Annotated in this window: 13 protein-coding genes and 1 riboswitch; of the genes, 5 read left to right on the plus strand and 8 right to left on the minus strand. The window is 51.9% G+C overall.

Features of this window, described 5'->3' with window-relative positions; all coding sequences use genetic code 11:
- Positions 1 to 697: 697 nt before the first annotated feature.
- Both HHO50_RS02075 and HHO50_RS02080 read right to left on the minus strand, forming a co-directional pair.
- Entirely contained in the window at positions 698 to 2,344 is a 1,647-nt protein-coding gene (locus tag HHO50_RS02075) for a peptide MFS transporter (protein ID WP_181304344.1), read from the minus strand.
- 303 nt (positions 2,345 to 2,647) lie between these two features.
- Positions 2,648 to 3,265 (minus strand): NifU family protein, encoded by a 618-nt coding sequence (locus tag HHO50_RS02080; protein ID WP_181304345.1) that lies wholly within the window; start codon positions 3,263 to 3,265, stop codon positions 2,648 to 2,650.
- Positions 3,266 to 3,478: 213 nt separating this feature from the next.
- Between HHO50_RS02080 and HHO50_RS02085 the strand changes: the two genes are divergently transcribed.
- Entirely contained in the window at positions 3,479 to 4,855 is a 1,377-nt protein-coding gene (locus tag HHO50_RS02085; protein WP_181304346.1) for a sodium:proton antiporter, read from the plus strand.
- 533 nt (positions 4,856 to 5,388) lie between these two features.
- Here the strand turns inward: HHO50_RS02085 and aroC are convergent.
- Both aroC and HHO50_RS02095 read right to left on the minus strand, forming a co-directional pair.
- Entirely contained in the window at positions 5,389 to 6,471 is a 1,083-nt protein-coding gene (gene aroC / locus HHO50_RS02090; protein WP_181304347.1) for a chorismate synthase, read from the minus strand.
- A complete protein-coding gene (locus tag HHO50_RS02095) occupies positions 6,468 to 7,898 on the minus strand; it encodes a BatD family protein (RefSeq protein WP_181304348.1) in 1,431 nt (476 codons plus the stop codon). The genes aroC and HHO50_RS02095 overlap by 4 nt, the downstream gene beginning before the upstream one ends.
- A gap of 276 nt (positions 7,899 to 8,174) precedes the next feature.
- Here HHO50_RS02095 and HHO50_RS02100 point away from each other — a divergent pair, with 276 nt between their 5' ends.
- The 3 genes from HHO50_RS02100 (at position 8,175) to HHO50_RS02110 (ending at position 10,274) form a co-directional block, all read left to right on the plus strand.
- A complete protein-coding gene (locus tag HHO50_RS02100) occupies positions 8,175 to 8,936 on the plus strand; it encodes a ferritin-like domain-containing protein (protein WP_181304349.1) in 762 nt (253 codons plus the stop codon).
- Between the two features lie 15 nt (positions 8,937 to 8,951).
- Complete coding sequence (locus HHO50_RS02105; protein WP_181304350.1) at positions 8,952 to 9,800, plus strand: ferritin-like domain-containing protein; 849 nt, start codon at positions 8,952 to 8,954, stop codon at positions 9,798 to 9,800.
- A 279-nt stretch (positions 9,801 to 10,079) separates the two neighbouring features.
- Entirely contained in the window at positions 10,080 to 10,274 is a 195-nt protein-coding gene (locus HHO50_RS02110; RefSeq protein WP_181304351.1) for a hypothetical protein, read from the plus strand.
- On the opposite strand, the gene queG is transcribed toward HHO50_RS02110, so the two are convergent.
- The 4 genes from queG to HHO50_RS02130 form a co-directional block, all read right to left on the minus strand.
- Positions 10,239 to 11,210 (minus strand): tRNA epoxyqueuosine(34) reductase QueG, encoded by a 972-nt coding sequence (queG, locus tag HHO50_RS02115; RefSeq protein WP_181304352.1) that lies wholly within the window; start codon positions 11,208 to 11,210, stop codon positions 10,239 to 10,241. The genes HHO50_RS02110 and queG overlap by 36 nt on opposite strands.
- A gap of 274 nt (positions 11,211 to 11,484) precedes the next feature.
- Positions 11,485 to 12,528 carry a Holliday junction branch migration DNA helicase RuvB gene (ruvB, locus tag HHO50_RS02120; RefSeq protein ID WP_181304353.1) on the minus strand — a complete coding sequence of 348 codons (1,044 nt, stop codon included), beginning with the start codon at positions 12,526 to 12,528 and terminating at the stop codon, positions 11,485 to 11,487.
- Positions 12,529 to 12,969: 441 nt separating this feature from the next.
- Positions 12,970 to 14,148 carry an acyl-CoA dehydrogenase family protein gene (locus tag HHO50_RS02125; RefSeq protein ID WP_181304354.1) on the minus strand — a complete coding sequence of 393 codons (1,179 nt, stop codon included), beginning with the start codon at positions 14,146 to 14,148 and terminating at the stop codon, positions 12,970 to 12,972.
- Positions 14,149 to 14,485: 337 nt separating this feature from the next.
- Complete coding sequence (locus tag HHO50_RS02130) at positions 14,486 to 16,921, minus strand: TonB-dependent receptor (protein ID WP_181304355.1); 2,436 nt, start codon at positions 16,919 to 16,921, stop codon at positions 14,486 to 14,488.
- 61 nt (positions 16,922 to 16,982) lie between these two features.
- Positions 16,983 to 17,080, minus strand: a riboswitch (TPP riboswitch).
- Between the two features lie 158 nt (positions 17,081 to 17,238).
- Between HHO50_RS02130 and HHO50_RS02135 the strand changes: the two genes are divergently transcribed.
- Positions 17,239 to 17,460 (plus strand): hypothetical protein, encoded by a 222-nt coding sequence (locus tag HHO50_RS02135; RefSeq protein ID WP_181304356.1) that lies wholly within the window; start codon positions 17,239 to 17,241, stop codon positions 17,458 to 17,460.
- Positions 17,461 to 17,858 lie beyond the last annotated feature (398 nt).

The raw sequence follows: 17,858 nt of genomic DNA on the forward strand, positions 1-17,858 counted from the left end.
AAATATCCTATGAAAGGCACTTTGCTTTCCTGTTGGGGCAAGTCCGGTAAGGCTGTTGTAAAGGGGACTTTATTTGAATGCGGCCATTCCAGAGAGCTAAGACACCATGGCTTCTGTTTTAAGGCTATTTTCAGGAAAACACGGCCAAAACAGCTTGGCTTGGACTTATATTTTTAGCGATGAGCAGAAGGAGTTAGCCTGGGTCTGCAGTGCTAGATCGGCATTCTGCTGTAAATGGCCGGGAGCTATTCCTACTGATGGAAATAATCAAGACACCCTGTTTTGAGCCTGTTTTTCAGAAACCAGGCTCAAAACAGGGTGTCTTGATTCAAGAGATTTGATGTATATGCCTTAGAAGGAGACGTGGGGAGCAGAACCTTCCCCTCCCAGGAGGGGAATACACCTTTCTTCAGTTCCAGTCTTTCCCGAGCGCGCCTCGCTTTTGGCCCTGGACAGGCAGAAGGTAAGAGAGACAGGCCTCCCGGGCCGAAAGGGCAGTGCGAGAGGGGAAGTACGGGCCCCGCGGCCGTGAGCGCTTAGCAGAAACTATGCAAAGAGCCGCACCTGCACCCACGCAACAAACGGAAAGCCAAGGGAACAGCAAAAGGCGTGCACCTACTAATACCTACGCACCAAGCGGCCAAGCTAAGGGAACAGGGGTAACCCACAGCATGTCTAACATCAACCTAAGGGCCCCTTAAACAGCCGGTTTCTCCATAATTCGGCGCAGCCACTTAAGCATGAGCACCAACACCAGCGCCGCCGAAACAGTTACCGCGAAGTTCACCCAGAAAAAATACTGTTTGTCATCATAGGTGTCCCAGAGGCTGGCCAGAATCCCAGATAGTTTGTTCCCGATGGAGGTAGCAATAAACCAGCCGCCCATCATGAGCGCCGTCAACCGGGGCGGACTTACTTTTGACACCAGTGACAGCCCCATTGGACTAAGGCATAATTCGCCAATGGTGACCACAAAGTAGGTTCCTACCAGCCACAGACTGGAAACCTTGTATTGTCCGTTGTCGCCCGCCCACACGGCACCCACCATCACCAACGTAGAAAGGCCGGTGATGAGCAGGCCCAGTGCCATCTTAGCCGGGGTGCTGGGTTCTTTTCCCTTCCGGCGCATAAAGCCCCAGAAAGCAACAACCAGCGGCGTCAAAATAATCACGAAGAAGGGATTGATGGATTGGAACAGCTCCGTGGAAATCAGAGACAGAGAGTTTCCCTCCTGCGGCCATTCTTCCTCTGGAAGATTGTTCAGGTAGGGGGCCGGGGCCTCTTTGGTGATTACTTTGCCCTCGGCATCGGTGCGGGTACGGAAGGCGGCGTCAAAGTCTGGGACGGTAGTGGGCGTTGCATCCACTTGTTGCACCATGCCCAGCGAAGCGGCCGGTTTTTCCAGCGTTTCCGGCAGGCTGCGGTCGGTGTAATATTCGGCCCAGGTGGTTAAGGCGGTACCGTTCTGTTTGAAAACGCCCCAGAAAACCACTACCACGGCAAAGATAGAAAGCAGCGCGGCAATTGGTTTCTTGTCTTCCACCGAGGCGCGCGACCAGAGGCTCACGTAGAACAGGATAATGGGAATTGACCCAAAGATGAAGGCATCTGTTGAATCTGAGCCAAAAACATCGCCCGGAATCAACACCCAACTGAGGATACCCACCACCAAGGCGGGCAGGATGACCAGGCTGAACACCTTCCAGAGCGGCATGTCATGCGGCTGGGCCGGTTTCCGGATGTCATAGTCACGGTGGGTTTTGTTCCCTGCCCAGAAGATAATGAGGCCAATGAACATCCCAATGCCCGCCGCCAGAAACGCGAAGCCCCAACCATACGTGTTGCGCAAGTACGCCGCCACAAAGTTGCAGATGAAGGCCCCCACGTTAATGCCCATGTAAAAGATGTTATACCCGGTGTCTTTCTGGGGAAGGTACTGGGGTTCTGAATACAGGTTGCCTAAGAGGGTAGAGATGTTGGCTTTGAAGAAACCGTTGCCAATGACAATGAGCGCCAGTGACAGGTAGAAGAACGTATCGCCGGGGATGGCCAAACCGCAATACCCCAGCCCCATCAAGATCCCGCCAATGGTGATGGAGAGACGGTAGCCCAGCAATCTATCGGCCAGCAGGCCACCAATAAAGGGCGTTAAAAAGACGAGGGCAATAAAGGTTCCGTAAATATCGGAGCCCTGGTCATTAGGTAATCCCATCCCACCGCTTTGGGTATCGGTCATGTAGAGGAAGAAAATACCTATCATGAGGTAGTAGCCGAAGCGCTCCCACATTTCCGCCAGAAAAAGAAAATAGAGGCCCTTCGGGTGCTTTGAAGCTGATGTTGACATTCAGGTGTAGTTTTTTAATCTGCTTTGAAAATAGGGAAAAGAAACGGGAATATCTCTTTAGAGGGATATAGAACGCGTAATTTGGCTTAAAACTGAACTAAGTTGACCACATTCCTTGGGTGTAAAGCAGAAAAGACCCTGAACCTGCTGGGTAAATCCAGCAACGCACTCTTGCCCTTGCTGGGTGTTGTCACCAACAAAGGCGGCAAAATGCTAGACTAAAAAGTGAAGCATCACTTTTTAGTCTTACAAACAAAAAAGGCCCTGATTTCTCAGAGCCTTTCCTTTATGGGAGTATACACCTTAGAGCACTACGCCTTCGGCTACTACTTCTTGCACTTCGGGTACCATGCGCTTGAGCAGGTTCTCAATACCGGCCTTTAGGGTTACGGTAGCCGATGGGCAGCCGCTGCAAGAACCTTGCAGGTTGACGGTGACCACGCCTTCTTTGTAAGAACGGAAGGTGATGTTACCCCCGTCTTGCTCTACCGCCGGGCGCACGTAGTTTTCCAGCAGGTCAATCACTTTCTGCGAGATCTCGGTGTCTTCGGCAGAAAGATCTGTGGGCACCTCGGCTGAGGCCGAGGCCGCCGTGGTGGTAACCGGATTGCCGATGAAAATAGGGCCACCGGCCTCAATGTATGATTTGATGAACGTTCTCAGTTCTGGGATCAGGTGCGCCCACTGTACCGGAGAGTTCTTGGTCACGGTGACAAAGTTACTGGCGATGAACACCCTGGACACATAGTCAAAGTTGAACAGTTCCTGCGCGAAGGGAGAATCCAGGGCGCTTTCCACGGTGGGGTAATCCACGCTTCCGCCCTCGCCCAGCAAGGTGGAGTTCAGGACGAATTTCATTGACTCCGGGTTCGGGTTCGCCTCGGCGTACACAGATACCGGTTTGGTTGTATTATCAGTCATGGCTATTTTCTGGTTATATATAGTAAAAACTTACGGTCAGGTATTTAAGTTTCCAAAAATAGTGAGAATTTCCGATACCTGGTGCTTACTTCTTGGGTACCGCCCCTGTGCCGTTTCTGGCCGGTTTTCAGGAAAGAAGGACAGAAACGCCCGCCCTTTGCCCCAGAAACCGTAACTTTACCTGTCTACTTTGTTTTAATTAACCCCGCGCCTATGTCCTTTGCCACTGTTCTACTGGCGGCCACTCTGCCAGATGTGCCCGGCTTTTTGATTATCCCGTTTGCCTTACTCATTGGCCTTATTGCTACCGGGCCCATTTTTTTCCCCAGTTTCTGGCACCACCACTTCAAAACCATTGCGGTGGGTCTGGGCTTGTTGGTACTGGCCTATTACCTGTTTGTCTTGCATGACACGCACCTGCCCGCCGAGACCCTGGCCGAATACGCTTCTTTCGCCATATTACTTAGTTCTTTGTACATCGCCGCTGGCGGAATTTACATCAATGCCAACGCCAATGCCACGCCGCTCCTCAACGTGGGTATTCTGCTGTTTGGGGCCATTATTGCCAACGTGATTGGAACCACCGGGGCCTCGCTGCTGCTCATCAGACCGTTCATCCGGCTCAACAACCACCGCATTAAACCGTATCAGGTGGTCTTCTTTATTTTCATTGTGAGTAATGCCGGCGGCTTGTTGACCCCCCTGGGAGATCCGCCGCTGTTCATCGGGTTCCTGAAAGGCGTGCCGTTCTTCTGGACATTGCAGCACCTCTTTACGCCCTGGGTTATCGCCGTTGGCGCTCTGTGCCTGATTTTCTTCATTCTGGACAGCCGAAACAAAGGAACCTTCACGCCTAAGCCGGAGGTACAAGCCCGCGTTGAGGCCAAAACCGAGTTCTTCTTCACCGGGAAACGCAACCTGCTTTGGCTGGCTGTGATCATAGGCGCCACGTTCCTGAATCCTGCTTCCTTTGCTTGGCTGCCCTATATTCCGCTGGAAGGCGGCATTAAAGTGTCCTTTGTGCGCGAGTTGGTTCAATTAACGGCTGCTTTCCTGTGCTTTAAGATGGCCAGCCGCACCGCCCTCAACGGGAACCACTTTTCCTTTGACCCCATTCTGGAAGTGGTGTTCCTGTTCTTCGGGATTTTCTTCACCATGATGCCCGCCCTGCAACTTTCCGCTGAACTGGCCTCCTCCCCCGAGTTTGCGGCGAAACTCACCCCATCGGTGTTCTACTGGGTAACCGGCTCGCTCTCCGGCGTGCTGGACAACGCCCCCACCTACGCCAACTTCCTATCGCTGGGAATGGCCAAATACAACTTGAACTACGCAAACACCACCCATGTCCACGACTTCGCCTACGGTTTAGGCCAAACCCCTGAAACCTTGCTGGTGCTGGAGGCCATTTCCATTGCATCTGTTCTGTTCGGTGCCATGACCTACATTGGGAACGGGCCTAACTTCATGGTGAAAGCTATTGCCGAGCAAGCCGGTGTCAAAATGCCCCCGTTCTTCCAGTACATGCTCAAGTACTCACTTGTGTACTTGCTACCGGTGTTGTTTCTGATTTGGGTGTTGGTGATCCTGTAAGGCTTCGTATACTTTTACAGTAAAATCGGTTTCGGGGCTGTTTTCTTGAAAACAGCCCCGAAACCGATTTTTTTGGTTCAGCTCATGTACGCCAATCAGAAGTTGGCTGCCCTTGTTGTGCGTAGTCAGAGACTACGCACAACAAGGGAAATGGAGCGGGTTTTAGCCAACAACTCCAAAATTAAAAGGTGCCTCCGCTTCCCCGGCCTGTCGCCCAACAGGCCGGAAGAAAAGCGTTCAAGCCTGCAACTATATATGTTGGCTTGTCAGGGGGTAAGCCAAGGAAAGGACTTCCTTTTTCCCTACAAGATGAGCTCCACGGGAGAGAGGCAAGGGTGGTTCGCTGGCTCCAGCGGCAAAGGCCTTAACTACTGGCCCCTTTGCCCCCGCGGCCGTGAGCGCTTACCGCTACAGATGAAACAACACAGCGCATAAACCACGCAAAAGACCCCTATCCCAAGGCATCAGCCACCCACGCAAAGGAAGCCTCTATTTTAAGCCTATTTTCTGAAAAACAGGCAAAAAAGGGAAAACTAGTCAATTCTATTTGCCCGCTGGCGCAATACAAAATCAGCCAGCACCAACGCCGCCATGGCATCTACAATAGGCACGGCCCGTGGCAGTACGCAAGGATCATGACGGCCTTTGCCTTGCAAGGTGATCTCCTGCCCGCTTTGGTCAATGGTGGTTTGCGGCTGCAAAATAGTAGCCACCGGCTTGAAGGCCACTTTGAAGTAAATGTCCTGCCCGTTGGAAATACCGCCCTGGATACCGCCGGAGTGATTGGTGCGGGTTTTCACCAGACCATCGTCATCGGTATAAAAGACATCGTTGTGTTGGGAGCCATACATGCTGACCCCGGCAAACCCGCTGCCGTACTCAAAGCCCTTCACGGCGTTGATGCTCAGCATGGCCTTGCCTAGTTCGGCGTGCAGTTTGTCAAAAACGGGTTCTCCCAAGCCTGCCGGCACGCCTTTGACCACGCAGGAAACCACGCCGCCCACGGTATCCAGTTTGTCGCGGGTTTCTTCAATGAGTTGGATCATGGCCTCAGCGGTCTTGGGGTGCGGACAACGCACGATGGTGCTGTCTACCTGGCTCAAGTCCATTTGGGTGTAATCTGCCGGGGCGAAGATGTTGCCTACTTGTGACACATACGCGGTAATCTGAATGCCTTGCAGCGCCAGGAACTTCTGGGCCAATACCCCGGCGGCTACCCTCGCCAAGGTCTCCCGGGCAGAGCTTCGGCCGCCGCCGCGGTGGTCGCGGGAGCCGTACTTGGCGGTGTAGGTGTAGTCTGCGTGCGACGGACGGTATGCTTTTTCTATGTGCGAATAGTCATGGCTTGCCTGGTCTTTGTTGAATACCGCCAGCGTGATGGGCGTGCCCTGGGTTTGCCCGTTGAAGATGCCGGAAAGAATCTGCACCTGGTCTTTCTCATCGCGGGGCGTGGTGATCTTGGACTGGCCGGGGCGCCTACGGTCTAACGCGGCCTGGATTTCTTCCAGGGTAATGGGCAATCCGGCGGGGCAGCCGTCCACAATTACACCCACGGCCGTCCCGTGCGATTCCCCAAAAGTAGTGATCCGGAAAATGGATCCGTATGTGTTACTCATTTTCTCTTCAGTATGAAAATAAACAAAGCCGCCCCCAGCATGATCCCCAGCACCACGTTGGTGTACAGGCGCACTTCCTTGAATTGGTCTACGCTAATCAGCTCATTGCTTTCTGTGGCGGCAATATTGTAAAAATCGCCCACATCTTGCGCCCTGATGAAACTATTTTGGTCTTCCTGCCCCCGCACCTGCACCGTCAAAGAGGGCCGAAGGGTATCATACCGGGCGGTTACGGGATTGAAAAACACCCATTGAAACAACTCTGCCAACGGAAACTCACCGGTCTGCCGCCCCACAATAAAGTACCGGAACGTCTTGCTGCCCACCAGCCTGCCCTGGGAAATCTGCTGGCTCTGCCGGATCTCGGGAGAATAGATTTCCAGTTCGCTGGACACATGAAGGCTCTGCGGCGAGGGCAGCGTTCTGATGTTTCCTTCGCCTTCCACCTTAAAGTGGTAGACCAGATTCTGGTTCAGGGAAATGGTTTTGCGGGAAAACTGCTCTTCTACCCGATACTCGCCTACTGCCACCTGGTCCCGCAACGGGTGCGGCGGCAGCGCCCTCACGCTTACTTCCCTGCGTTGGGCCGGGTAGGCTTTGATTTCCGGGAGGCGGTTTTGGGTAAGCAGTGACGGGTCTTTCGCGACTTTGTATTTGGTCATCTTCAGGCTTACCGCCGGGAAACGGAGCGGTTGCGGAGTGATGGGGAACAAAACCGCTTCGTATAGCTTGTAACGCGTAAACGCCTTCTCCCCTATTTTGATTTTCTCGGGGTGGATTTCTTCTGGTTGCACCACTTCCTCCAGCGCACTTCGCTGTTTCAGTTGCTGCACAATGGTTCCTATCTGGGCCTCGAACTCAAAGAAATCCAGGAGTCCCAGGTCTACGTCTGCCACGTAAAACCAAAGCGAAACCGGAACCGCTTCGCCCACAAATACCCTTCTTGTAGGTACGTGCAGCGTAAGAAACGCATTCTCTTTCACGTCTACGAATTCTGGGACTGCGGTAGCGGGAACTGTGGCGGCCAGACTGTCTTTGGGGTTTACGCCAGCCGGAACGGCAGCCCCTACCTTCACTTTTACCCCGGGCGCGGCCACACTTTTGCCATCTACCAGCAGGGTGAAGGGCTTCACCACTACCTCGCCTTCGCGCAGCGGGGCATATTGCTGGGTGAGCGTGTACACCACAGATTTTTTGGTTCCCCTGGTAATGGTGGTGGTGAAAGATTTCTGGGTGCTTTTCTGCAACCCCTCTACCTCTGGGAAGCCTTCTACTTTAGCTGGCCGGGTGGCCGGTGATTTGAGAGAGATGGTAAAGTACTGGTCTACGGGAATTACGGTGGGGCCATATTCTATAGCATGGTTTTGGGCGTTGCCCCAGGCAGCCCAGCAAAAAAACCATAGAAAGAAAATTACCCCCTTTTTCATCTGTTTTTCTCAAAACGGCCCTGAAACAGCCGGTCCCAACGCCCACAAAAGTACGAATATCCCGTCAGTGCCCTACCCTCCTCCAGCGTAGAATAGATTGCTTGCAAAGAAATACCACTCTTCGGCAAGTTTTTTCGCCTCCTCTGAAATCCAGTGCCATCGCTCCCGTCGTAGGTCTCGCTAATTCCGCCGGTTCAAGAAGGCGGCGTTGCGCATATCTGGGTGCTTAGCTGGGCCCCGAAAGTAGAAATTGTTTCATCTTCAATTTTAAAAACTATGGCAAAAAACACAAAGTCAATTCCTGAGCAGGAGCTATTGCAGGGATTGAAAAACCCCTTGAACCGACGTTCTTTCCTCCAGTACACCGGAGCAGGCGTAGCCGCCTCGGCCCTGCTGCTGGCCGGTTGCGACGACGATGACGACATCACGGACACCAACACGACGGGTAGCGTAAACCTGGGCACCGGCGATACAGGCATTCTAAACTATGCCTATGCCCTGGAGCAGTTAGAAGCGGCTTTTTATAGCATGGTGGTCACTCATGCTTCCTTCCAATCTACCTTCAGCAACGCTACCGAGCGCTCTGTTTTGATGGATATCCGGGACCACGAAGTAGCCCACCGTGAGTTTTTCAAATCTGTTCTGGGAAACAGTGCTATCCCTGCCCTTACCCCTAATTTCTCAGCCGTAAACTTTGCTGACAGAACCTCAGTCTTGATGACCGCCCGAACTTTTGAGGATTTAGGGGTTGCGGCCTATAACGGGGCAGGTAAATTATTGACCAGCGCTACCAACTTAACCTTGGCGGGCAAAATTGTATCTGTGGAGGCGCGCCATGCCGCCGAAATCAGAGAAATGGTAAAAGTGAACACGTTTGCGGCGCGGGGTGCTACTCCAGCAATTGGCCAGGAAACTATCATTACCGGTGGAACGGCTAACGGCGGTTTAGATATGGCTTTATTGCCTTCGCAGGTATTACCCCTTGCCCAGCCATTTATCAGGGAAACCATCAATGCCAGCAATTTACCAACCATTTAAGCAGGAGACAACGCCATGAATATCTTTAATATCTTAACAGAAATAGAAAAAGTTGACCCAGAAGTGTACGCGCGTTTTGACTCACGCCGCAGGGTGTTCAAACATTTGGGTGGTTTTGGCAAGAAATTGGCCGCCGCCGCTATTCCGGTAGCATTTGGGGCAGTGTTCAACAAAGCCTATGGCCAAGGCACCTCCAATGCCGCTATCATTAGTATCCTGAATTTTGCTTTAACCGCAGAATTAACGGATTCTACCTATTACCGGAAAGTATTGGAAGCCAACGGTGCTGCTTTACCGGCTACTTTTAAAACCGGCTTAACCCTCATCAGAGACAACGAATTAGGGCACGTGGCCACGCTGCAGGCCGCTATTACCGCTTTAGGAGGCACACCCGTCACCATTGCTGAAACACGGTTAGACTTTACCGCCGGTGGTCGCTTACCCAATCCATTCACTGACTATGCCACCGTGTTGGCTTTAGGACAGGCGTTTGAAGACACTGGTGTTCGGGCGTATAAAGGACAGGCACCCGGTTTGATGACCAATGACATGGTGCTGCAGACAGCTCTGCAAATTCACTCAGTTGAAGCCCGCCACGCCGCTTATTTCCGGAGAATGCGCCGGGACAGCCAAAACCTAGCCACCAACCAGCCCTGGATTACCATGAAAGACCGCGGTGGTTTACCAGATTGGACACAACCGGTGTATGATGGGGAAGAATTAACCACTCAAGCCACTGTTCCTATAGCCACCAATGGCATCTCCGCAGATTCAGCGTCGGAAGCCTTTGATGAACCATTAGACAGGGCTACGGTAATTGCTATATTAAATAACTTTTATCTGGCCGGACAGAAGCTCTCTTAAGCTCGTGTTTAGCTAGAGGCTCTAGAATGGCTGACGCTGTTATCAATCCTTTTAGCCGTAGTACAGGTGAACGCTATTGTGGCTTCACTTAAAACAGAACTTAGTGGCATTACATGAAAAAGGAGCGGTTTGCACTAAATCGCTCCTTTTTCATGATCCATTTTGGTAAAATACGTATAAATAGTTAGCTATTCCGTATAAAAACGGGAATTAAATGGTGCATCTTTACGTATACACCATAGCTCCCCATAATAAATCAAATTACATCTTTAAAAAGCCATGTTAGAATACGTGAAGTTGATTTTAGACAAAGTAAGTTTTGACTCTGGTTTATTTGAAAAGGAATTACGCAAGAACATGCGTCTACTGCTGGACACAGAGTTAGAGATGTTACGGGACTGGTGCTACACTCGCTTCGCAGATGCCTACAACCCTATCTTAGACAAGGCCTTCGGGAATGTGCTGGTCGCCTAAACCCGTTGGTTCGTTGGCCACAAAACGCAGGTTGCGGGTAAGCCCCTCAAAACCGGTGCGTTTTACCGCCGATTTTCTAAAAACATCTTTAAAAACTTCCTGAGTAAGCTCCGCCCAGTCACCTTTGGAAAGGTGGAGCAGCTCTGGGTGTGGGGCAAACGCCGGTTCCTGGTGGGATTTGCTGAACCGGTTCCAGGGGCAAACATCCTGGCAGATGTCACAGCCAAACACCCAATTCCCGAACTTGCCTTCCACTTCCTGCGGAATCTGGTCTTTCAGCTCAATGGTGAAATAGGAGATGCACTTGCTGCCGTCTACCACGTAAGGAGCCGAAATAGCATCTGTAGGGCAAGCATCCATGCATTTGGTACAAGTGCCGCAATAATCTTTGATAGGCCCGTCGGGTTCCAGTTCCAAGTCCAAAATCAGCTCCGCGATGAAGAAGAAACTGCCCACCCCGGGTCTGATAAGGTTGCTGTTTTTGCCCACCCAGCCCAGACCGCTTTTCTTCGCCCATACTTTGTCCATCACTGGTGCCGAGTCCACAAACACCCTTCCGCCCACTTCGCCAATCGCTTCCTGAATAAACTGGAACAGCGTCTTCAGCTTGTCTTTAATCACAAAGTGGTAATCCTGGCCGTAGGCGTACTTGGAAATTTTGAACGTGTCCTCGGGCTGGGTTTCCTCCGGGAAGTAATTCAACAAAAGACTCACCACCGATTTGGCCCCATCTACCAACAGGCGCGGATCCAGGCGCTTGTCAAAATGGTTGGCCATGTAGTGCATCTGGCCGTGCATGTTCTGGTTCAGCCAATGCTCCAGCCGCGGGGCCTCCTCCTCCAGAAACTCCGCCTTGGACACACCGCAGTACATAAACCCCAGTTCCTGGGCTTTCTGCTTGATGAGCTGCGTATGTTTAGGGGCGAGGTTGAACATGGTGCTTTGGCCGATGATCGTTTCAAGAGAACAAAATTGGCGGAAAAGAATTTCAGTTGCGGCATTTTCTGTTTTAAACCTATTTCTTAGAAAACAGGCCAGAAACGGAATGGCAGCGGAATTGGCTAGGGAAACAAAAAACCTCACAGGTTTTCAAAACCTGTGAGGTTTGCACTTACTAAAGTGTTTTTCTAAAACCTCATAGCGCGCGCAGCTCCTACGAGTGTCTTGCCGTTTCAAGCTTAATTCATTTAAAACAGCCCTAAAACGCAAACTACTCGGCATTGTCAAATAAGGTGCCGCTGCGTACGTGGTTCGGTGGAATCTTGCCCAGGTGACGGTACGCGGCTTCGGTGGCTTCCCGGCCGCGGCTGGTGCGCTTGATGTAGCCTTCCTGAATCAGGAAGGGTTCATAGACTTCTTCAATGGTTTCGGCTTCGTCACCGCAGGCGGTAGCGATGGTGGAAAGCCCCACCGGACCACCTTTGAATTTATCGATGATGGTCATCAGAATGCGTTTGTCCATCTCGTCCAGACCGTTGTGATCCACGTCCAAGGCGTTGAGGGCAAACTGCGCAATGTCTACCGTGATGGTGCCGTCGCCTTTGATCTGGGCGAAGTCTCGGGTGCGGCGCAGCAGGTTGTTGGCGATACGCGGGGTACCACGGCTCCGGCGGGCAATCTCGAAAGCGGCATCCTCCAGAATAGGCGAGCCCAGAATCTCGGCGGAACGCTGCACAATGGTAGTCAACAATTTAGAATCATAATACTCCAGCCGCGCATTAATCCCGAAGCGCGCCCGCAAGGGCGAAGTCAACAGGCCGGAGCGGGTAGTGGCGCCAATGAGCGTAAAAGGGTTCAAGGAAATCTGCACAGAACGGGCGTTAGGCCCCGAGTCCAGCATGATATCAATCTTGTAATCTTCCATGGCAGAGTACAAGTACTCTTCCACAATGGGGTTCAGGCGGTGGATTTCGTCAATGAACAGCACGTCGTTCTTCTCCAGGTTGGTGAGCAAACCGGCCAAATCGCTGGGCTTGTCCAATACCGGGCCAGACGTAATCTTAATGTTGGAACCTAAGGAGTTGGCAATAATATGGGACAGGGTGGTTTTCCCCAGGCCGGGAGGGCCGTGCAACAAAACATGATCCAGTGCTTCGCCCCGCATAATGGCCGCTCCCACAAACACTTTCAGGTTATCTACCACCTTCGCCTGACCCGTAAAGTCGCTGAAGTCCAACGGCCGCAGGGCCTTGTCATACTCCTTCTCGGCGGGGGAAAGATGGTCGGCAGAGCCGCTTAAATAGTCTTCTCTCATGGTAATATCTCTTAGCGTGGTAAGCAAAGATTCAGATGTAAAGATAACACATCACACGCTAAAAACGCTCCCGAAGAGAAGACTAAGAACTATCTTTTTGCTATTATTTTTCGCCAAATAACTTCTGATTAGCTAATCACTTTAGCTTCTTACTTTTAACCTGTTTCCAAAAAAACGGCTTAGAAACAGGAAAAGCAGCTACGTTTCCGCAATTTTCTCTAATGATTAGCCTACTCTGAAAAGTTTTTCACCATTGGTTATGTTCTCATCAACACCTTCAAATCAGTTCAGTTTGATGCCAGTTTTGGGAAAGGAGCCGGCAAACGATGGTTGGTGAGAACACCAACAAGGACACGAAAAACAAGGAAGGCAGCCACGTTTCCGCAACTGCCCTCTTATCGTTTATCTAAAAACTAATCACTATCAACAAATCAATCACCACTACTTGAACGCCTGAATGCCCGTGATGTCTGCGCCCGTGATGAGCAGGTGGATGTCATGGGTGCCTTCATAGGTAATCACGCTTTCCAGGTTCATCATGTGGCGCATGATGGGGTATTCGCCGGTGATGCCCATGCCGCCGTGAATCTGCCGGGCTTCGCGGGCCACGTGCAGGGCCATGTCTACGCTGTTGCGCTTGGCCATGGAAATCTGCTGGGTAGTGGCTTTGCCTTCGTTCTTGAGCACACCCAAGCGCCAGACCATCAGTTGCGCCTTGGTGATTTCGGTCACCATCTCGGCCAGTTTCTTCTGGATGAGCTGGAAAGAGGCAATGGGCTTGTCAAACTGGATGCGCTGCTTGGCATAGTTCAGGGCAGATTCATAGCAGTCAATGGCGGCGCCGATGGCTCCCCAAGCGATGCCGTACCTTGCCGAATCCAGGCAGCCGAGCGGGCCTTTGAGGCCATCCACGTTGGGCAGCAGGTTTTCTTTGGGCACTTTCACGTCTTCAAACACCAGCTCACCGGTGGTAGACGCGCGCAGGCTCCATTTGTTGTGAATCTCGGGGGTGGAAAAACCTTCCATGCCGCGCTCCACGATGAGGCCTTTGATGCGGCCCTGCTCGTTTTTCGCCCACACCACGGCCACCTGGCACTCCGGCGAGTTGGAGATCCAGAGCTTGGCCCCGTTGAGCAGGTAATGGTCGCCCATGTCTTTGATGTTGGTGACCATGCCGCCGGGGTTCGACCCAAAGTCAGGCTCCGTCAACCCGAAACAACCCAGCCACTCACCGCTAGCCAGCTTAGGCAGGTATTTCTTGCGCTGCTCCTCAGAACCGTAAGCGTAGATGGGATACATGACCAGAGAACCCTGCACCGAGGCGGTAGACCGCATACCCGAATCGCCGCGCTCAATCTCTTGCATGATGATGCCATAGCTGATGTAGTCCATTCCGCCGCCGCCGTACTCCGTGGGAATAGTGGGGCCGAACGCACCCACGTCCCCGAACTTAGGGACAATCTCAGAAGGGAAATGCGCGTCCTGGGCCCATTTCTCAATATTAGGGGAGATTTCGCGCCGCACGAAGTCGCGCATGGTCTGCCGGATAAGTTTGTGCTCATGGGTGAGCAGGTCGTCTACGTTAAAGTAGTCTGGGGCGCTGGAGTTGTCTGTAGCCATAGGTTCTAGGGTGCCATTACTGTCTGTTTCCAAACTTAACAAGAAACCCCGCCCCCGCCAACACTTGTGAGCAAAACCTTTCACAACATTGATTGCTCCGTCTGTTTTGGAGGTGTTTTCTATGAAACAGGCCCAAAACGGCAACACCTATTTCATTGTCGGTCTGAAGGCAAAATTAGCGCTGGCGTAACTTGTGGTAGACCTACAGCAAGTTTTCAACTTGCCTTGCACATGTAGCAAGCTTAGGGAAAAAGGGAGTAAGAAGCCGGTATAAATAGGAAACCCTTGCCTGAAAAGACAAGGGTTTCCTATTTATACCGGTTTTGCTGAAAACAGCTTAGAAACGCAGGCTTACTTGGGCCATGAAATTGCGGGGAGCCTGCGGGAAGTAATAGTTATAGTCATAGCGGTTAGGGTCTCCGGTGTAAAGCTCAGTATAGGTATAACCGTTGGCTTCATATTCTTCATTGAGCACGTTGTTCACCAGCAAGCCCAATTCTATTTCCTTCATCCAGTTAGTGGGTTTGAAGCGGTAAAACACCCGCACATCGCCCACCTCATAGGGCCTGATGCGGCGGCTTTGGTTGGCGGTATTGTCCAGGAACTGCTCACTTACGGTCTTGTACTGGAACTGGAAACGCACACCAGTCAACGGCTGCACCTCCAGCTGGGTAGAAGAAACGAAGCTGGGCGAGTAGGCAATGGTGGTTTCCTCGTATTGGTTTACCACCACATCCTCCGGATTGTAGTCGTAGGCCAGCACTTCTGTAAATTGCCTAATGCGGTTGCGGCTGAGGGAGAGGTTGGTACTGAGGCGGGCGAACTCGCCTACCCCTACGCCGGCGGCCAGTTCCACCCCAGTCCTGAAACTTTCCGGGATGTTGGTTCTCAGGCCGGTGCCCACATCATTGATCTGACCAGTAAGTACCAGTTGGTTCTTGTAGTCCATGTAGAAATAAGTCAGGTCAGCCGTAAAGAGCATAGGTAGTCCGTTCAGCTGCCCCAGGGGCTGGCGCAGACGGTAACCCACCTCATAATCTATCATGCGCTCTGCGGTGGCTCTGTCGGTGGCCGGCCGGTCTGTGAAATCTGAGCGAGTGGGTTCTCTATGTCCTACCGCGACGGAGGCGTACAGGTTATGAGCATCTGAGAAAGCGTAAGTAATACCGGCTTTGGGGTTGAAGAATGTGTAATTGGCGCGGGTGGTTACATCACGCTGGTCATCATCTGTGCCGTCTATTGTATAGGCTACCGTACGCAACTGCAGGTCTCCAAAGAAACTCAGGGCATCTGTGGCCTGCAACGTGGCTTTGCCATACACGTTGAAATCGGTTTTGCGGGCATCGCCTTCATAATAGCGGTGGCCGGGCCTGATGGTAGATGCGTACTGCGCCCAAATAACCTCCCCGAAGTGCGCGCCGGTATACCGGTTCCAACCGCCACCTAAAACGGCAGAAAGTTTACCTGCCCCGCTGTACTGCAACGCAAACGTGGTTCCGTAGAAGTGATTGTCCAACCATTTCTGGCTTACTAAGTCTGTGCGAGACAGCGTAGCATTGCCAATGGTTACCGGCGGAATGTTGTACCCGGTAAAGCGTTCATTGACTTTGTACTGCTCATAAAACCCATAGCCTCTGGTGTAATGCAAAGCTGCATTCAGTGACAAGACAGGGCTGAACTCGTGGCCATAGTGTAACTGGTAGTGGTACTGCTGGTAATTATCTACCTCATTTTCATACGGAATATCTGTGCTGCCGTAATCTGTTCCCACAGAGTTGAAGGTTCGGTTCGTTTCCAGCATATCCGCAGACACCCCGTTCCAAGCTTGGTACGTGACTTCATGCCCGCCAAACACCACTGCTTTCAGGAAGTCTTTGGCTCCGTAGTAACCGCCAGAAAGGTAAAAGGATTTGAGGTCTGAGGTGGCACGGTCAATGTACCCGTCAGAGGAAAGGCGGGACAAACGGCCATCTACCGCGAACTTTCCGCCCAGCAAACCGGTGCCGAACTGCACGTTGTTTTTCCAGGTGTTATAGGAACCATAGGCATTGTCTGTGCGGACATACGCCTCTGGGCTGGCACCCTGGGTTTGCAAATTAAGGCTGGCACCGAAGGCTCCGGGCCCGTTAGACGAGGTTCCCACGCCGCGCTGAATCTGCACATCCTGCAAGGAAGAGGCGAAATCTGGCATGTTCACGAAGAAAACGCCATGGCTTTCGGCGTCATTCACCGGAATTCCGTTCACGGTCACATTGATGCGGGTAATGTCTGACCCTCTAATGCGCATGCTGGTGTAGCCTACGCCGGCCCCCGCATCTGAAGTGGTGACCAAAGATGGTGTGTTTTCCAGCAAATAGGGCAAATCCTGCCCGAAGTTGCGGCTTTCCAGCTCCTGCTTGCTTACGTTGGTGTACGTGGTGCCCGTCCGCTCATTGGCACGGGTGGCCGTCACCAACACTTCCTTGGTAGCCACGCTGGTGCGGATGAGGGAAATCTCCACCGGTTGGGCGGTTGGCACATTGACAGATTGGGTACCCGTGGCGTAGCCCAGGTAACTTACTTGCAGGGTGTACTCGCCGGCAGGCAGGTTAGTGAAGGTGAAACGGCCATCAGAAGAGGTAGAAGTGATGCGGTTGCCAGCAGAAAGGGTAACGGTACTTCCGAGGAGCGGGGCTCGCGTGGTGGCGTCTACTACACGGCCCGACAACGTGTTCTGTGCCAGGGCAAGCCAAGGCAGCAGGCAGCCCATGAGCAGGGCTAAAGCGTTTTTCATGTGAAAAGGTAAAAAATAGATAAAACAACCAGGAGCCACCAGGGGCCGGTGCTCCCACTCTGTTTTGTTCCCTTGTTTTTCCCTTCGCCGGCATTACCCGGATCAGGTTCAATGGGTATGATCTCAGCCCGTTATCTTAAGGCACCCCTAAACTGAGGCAAAGCTACGCCTGCCCTTTTTCAAAACCAACCGGCCCCGCCACTTATGTAAGTTTTTTTTGCGCTACGGCTCAACATAGGCGGGCAACCCTACGTTGAACAAAATGAACCGCTTAGCTAGTGTGGATGTGATGTGAGACTTTTAATTCATCAAGTTGTATGATGATCGTATACTCTTTGGTTATGTTTGCCTTGATAGCTTTTTTGGCACTAGCCCCCCGTAAAAGAATTAGTGTGCCCCCGCAGGATGACAGCGACGATGACGGCGGCGAACCCCTCAACGATGGTTTACCCGATCTGGATCTTCCCCCAGGCATTTGCCTGCCCATTAATGACTGGGAACCCGATTACAACCGGTCAGTAGCGAAAACTACCCTTTAGACGTAATCTGGTGTACCGGAATTGCCAAAGCCCGGAAGCATGGTCTGAGAACCAAGCTTCCGGGCTTTTACTTTAAGTTTTTGTAAAAGATTCAATTATTATCAATGAAGCTCTACCGTCGTTTTCTGCCTGTTTCCATAAAAACAGGCAGAAAACGGCAGTACAAGCGGATGCTTACGAGAAGTGTACAGCTAAAAGTCTGGTTTTTAGCCCACTTTTCTGAAAATAGCTTAAAAACGAAGGCATAAGTGGATGCTAGCCCCAGAGGAATTGCTTTAAATGTACGTTAATGAAAAACTCTAAACAGGTTCAGTATTTCGATTTGAAGTAGAGAATAATATATCGAACATAATTCATCTCCTTAACCAAAAATCAACTTTGCTTTTTATTAAAGTCCA

Source organism: Rufibacter sp. XAAS-G3-1, assembly GCF_013623775.1.
Lineage (GTDB): Bacteria > Bacteroidota > Bacteroidia > Cytophagales > Hymenobacteraceae > Nibribacter.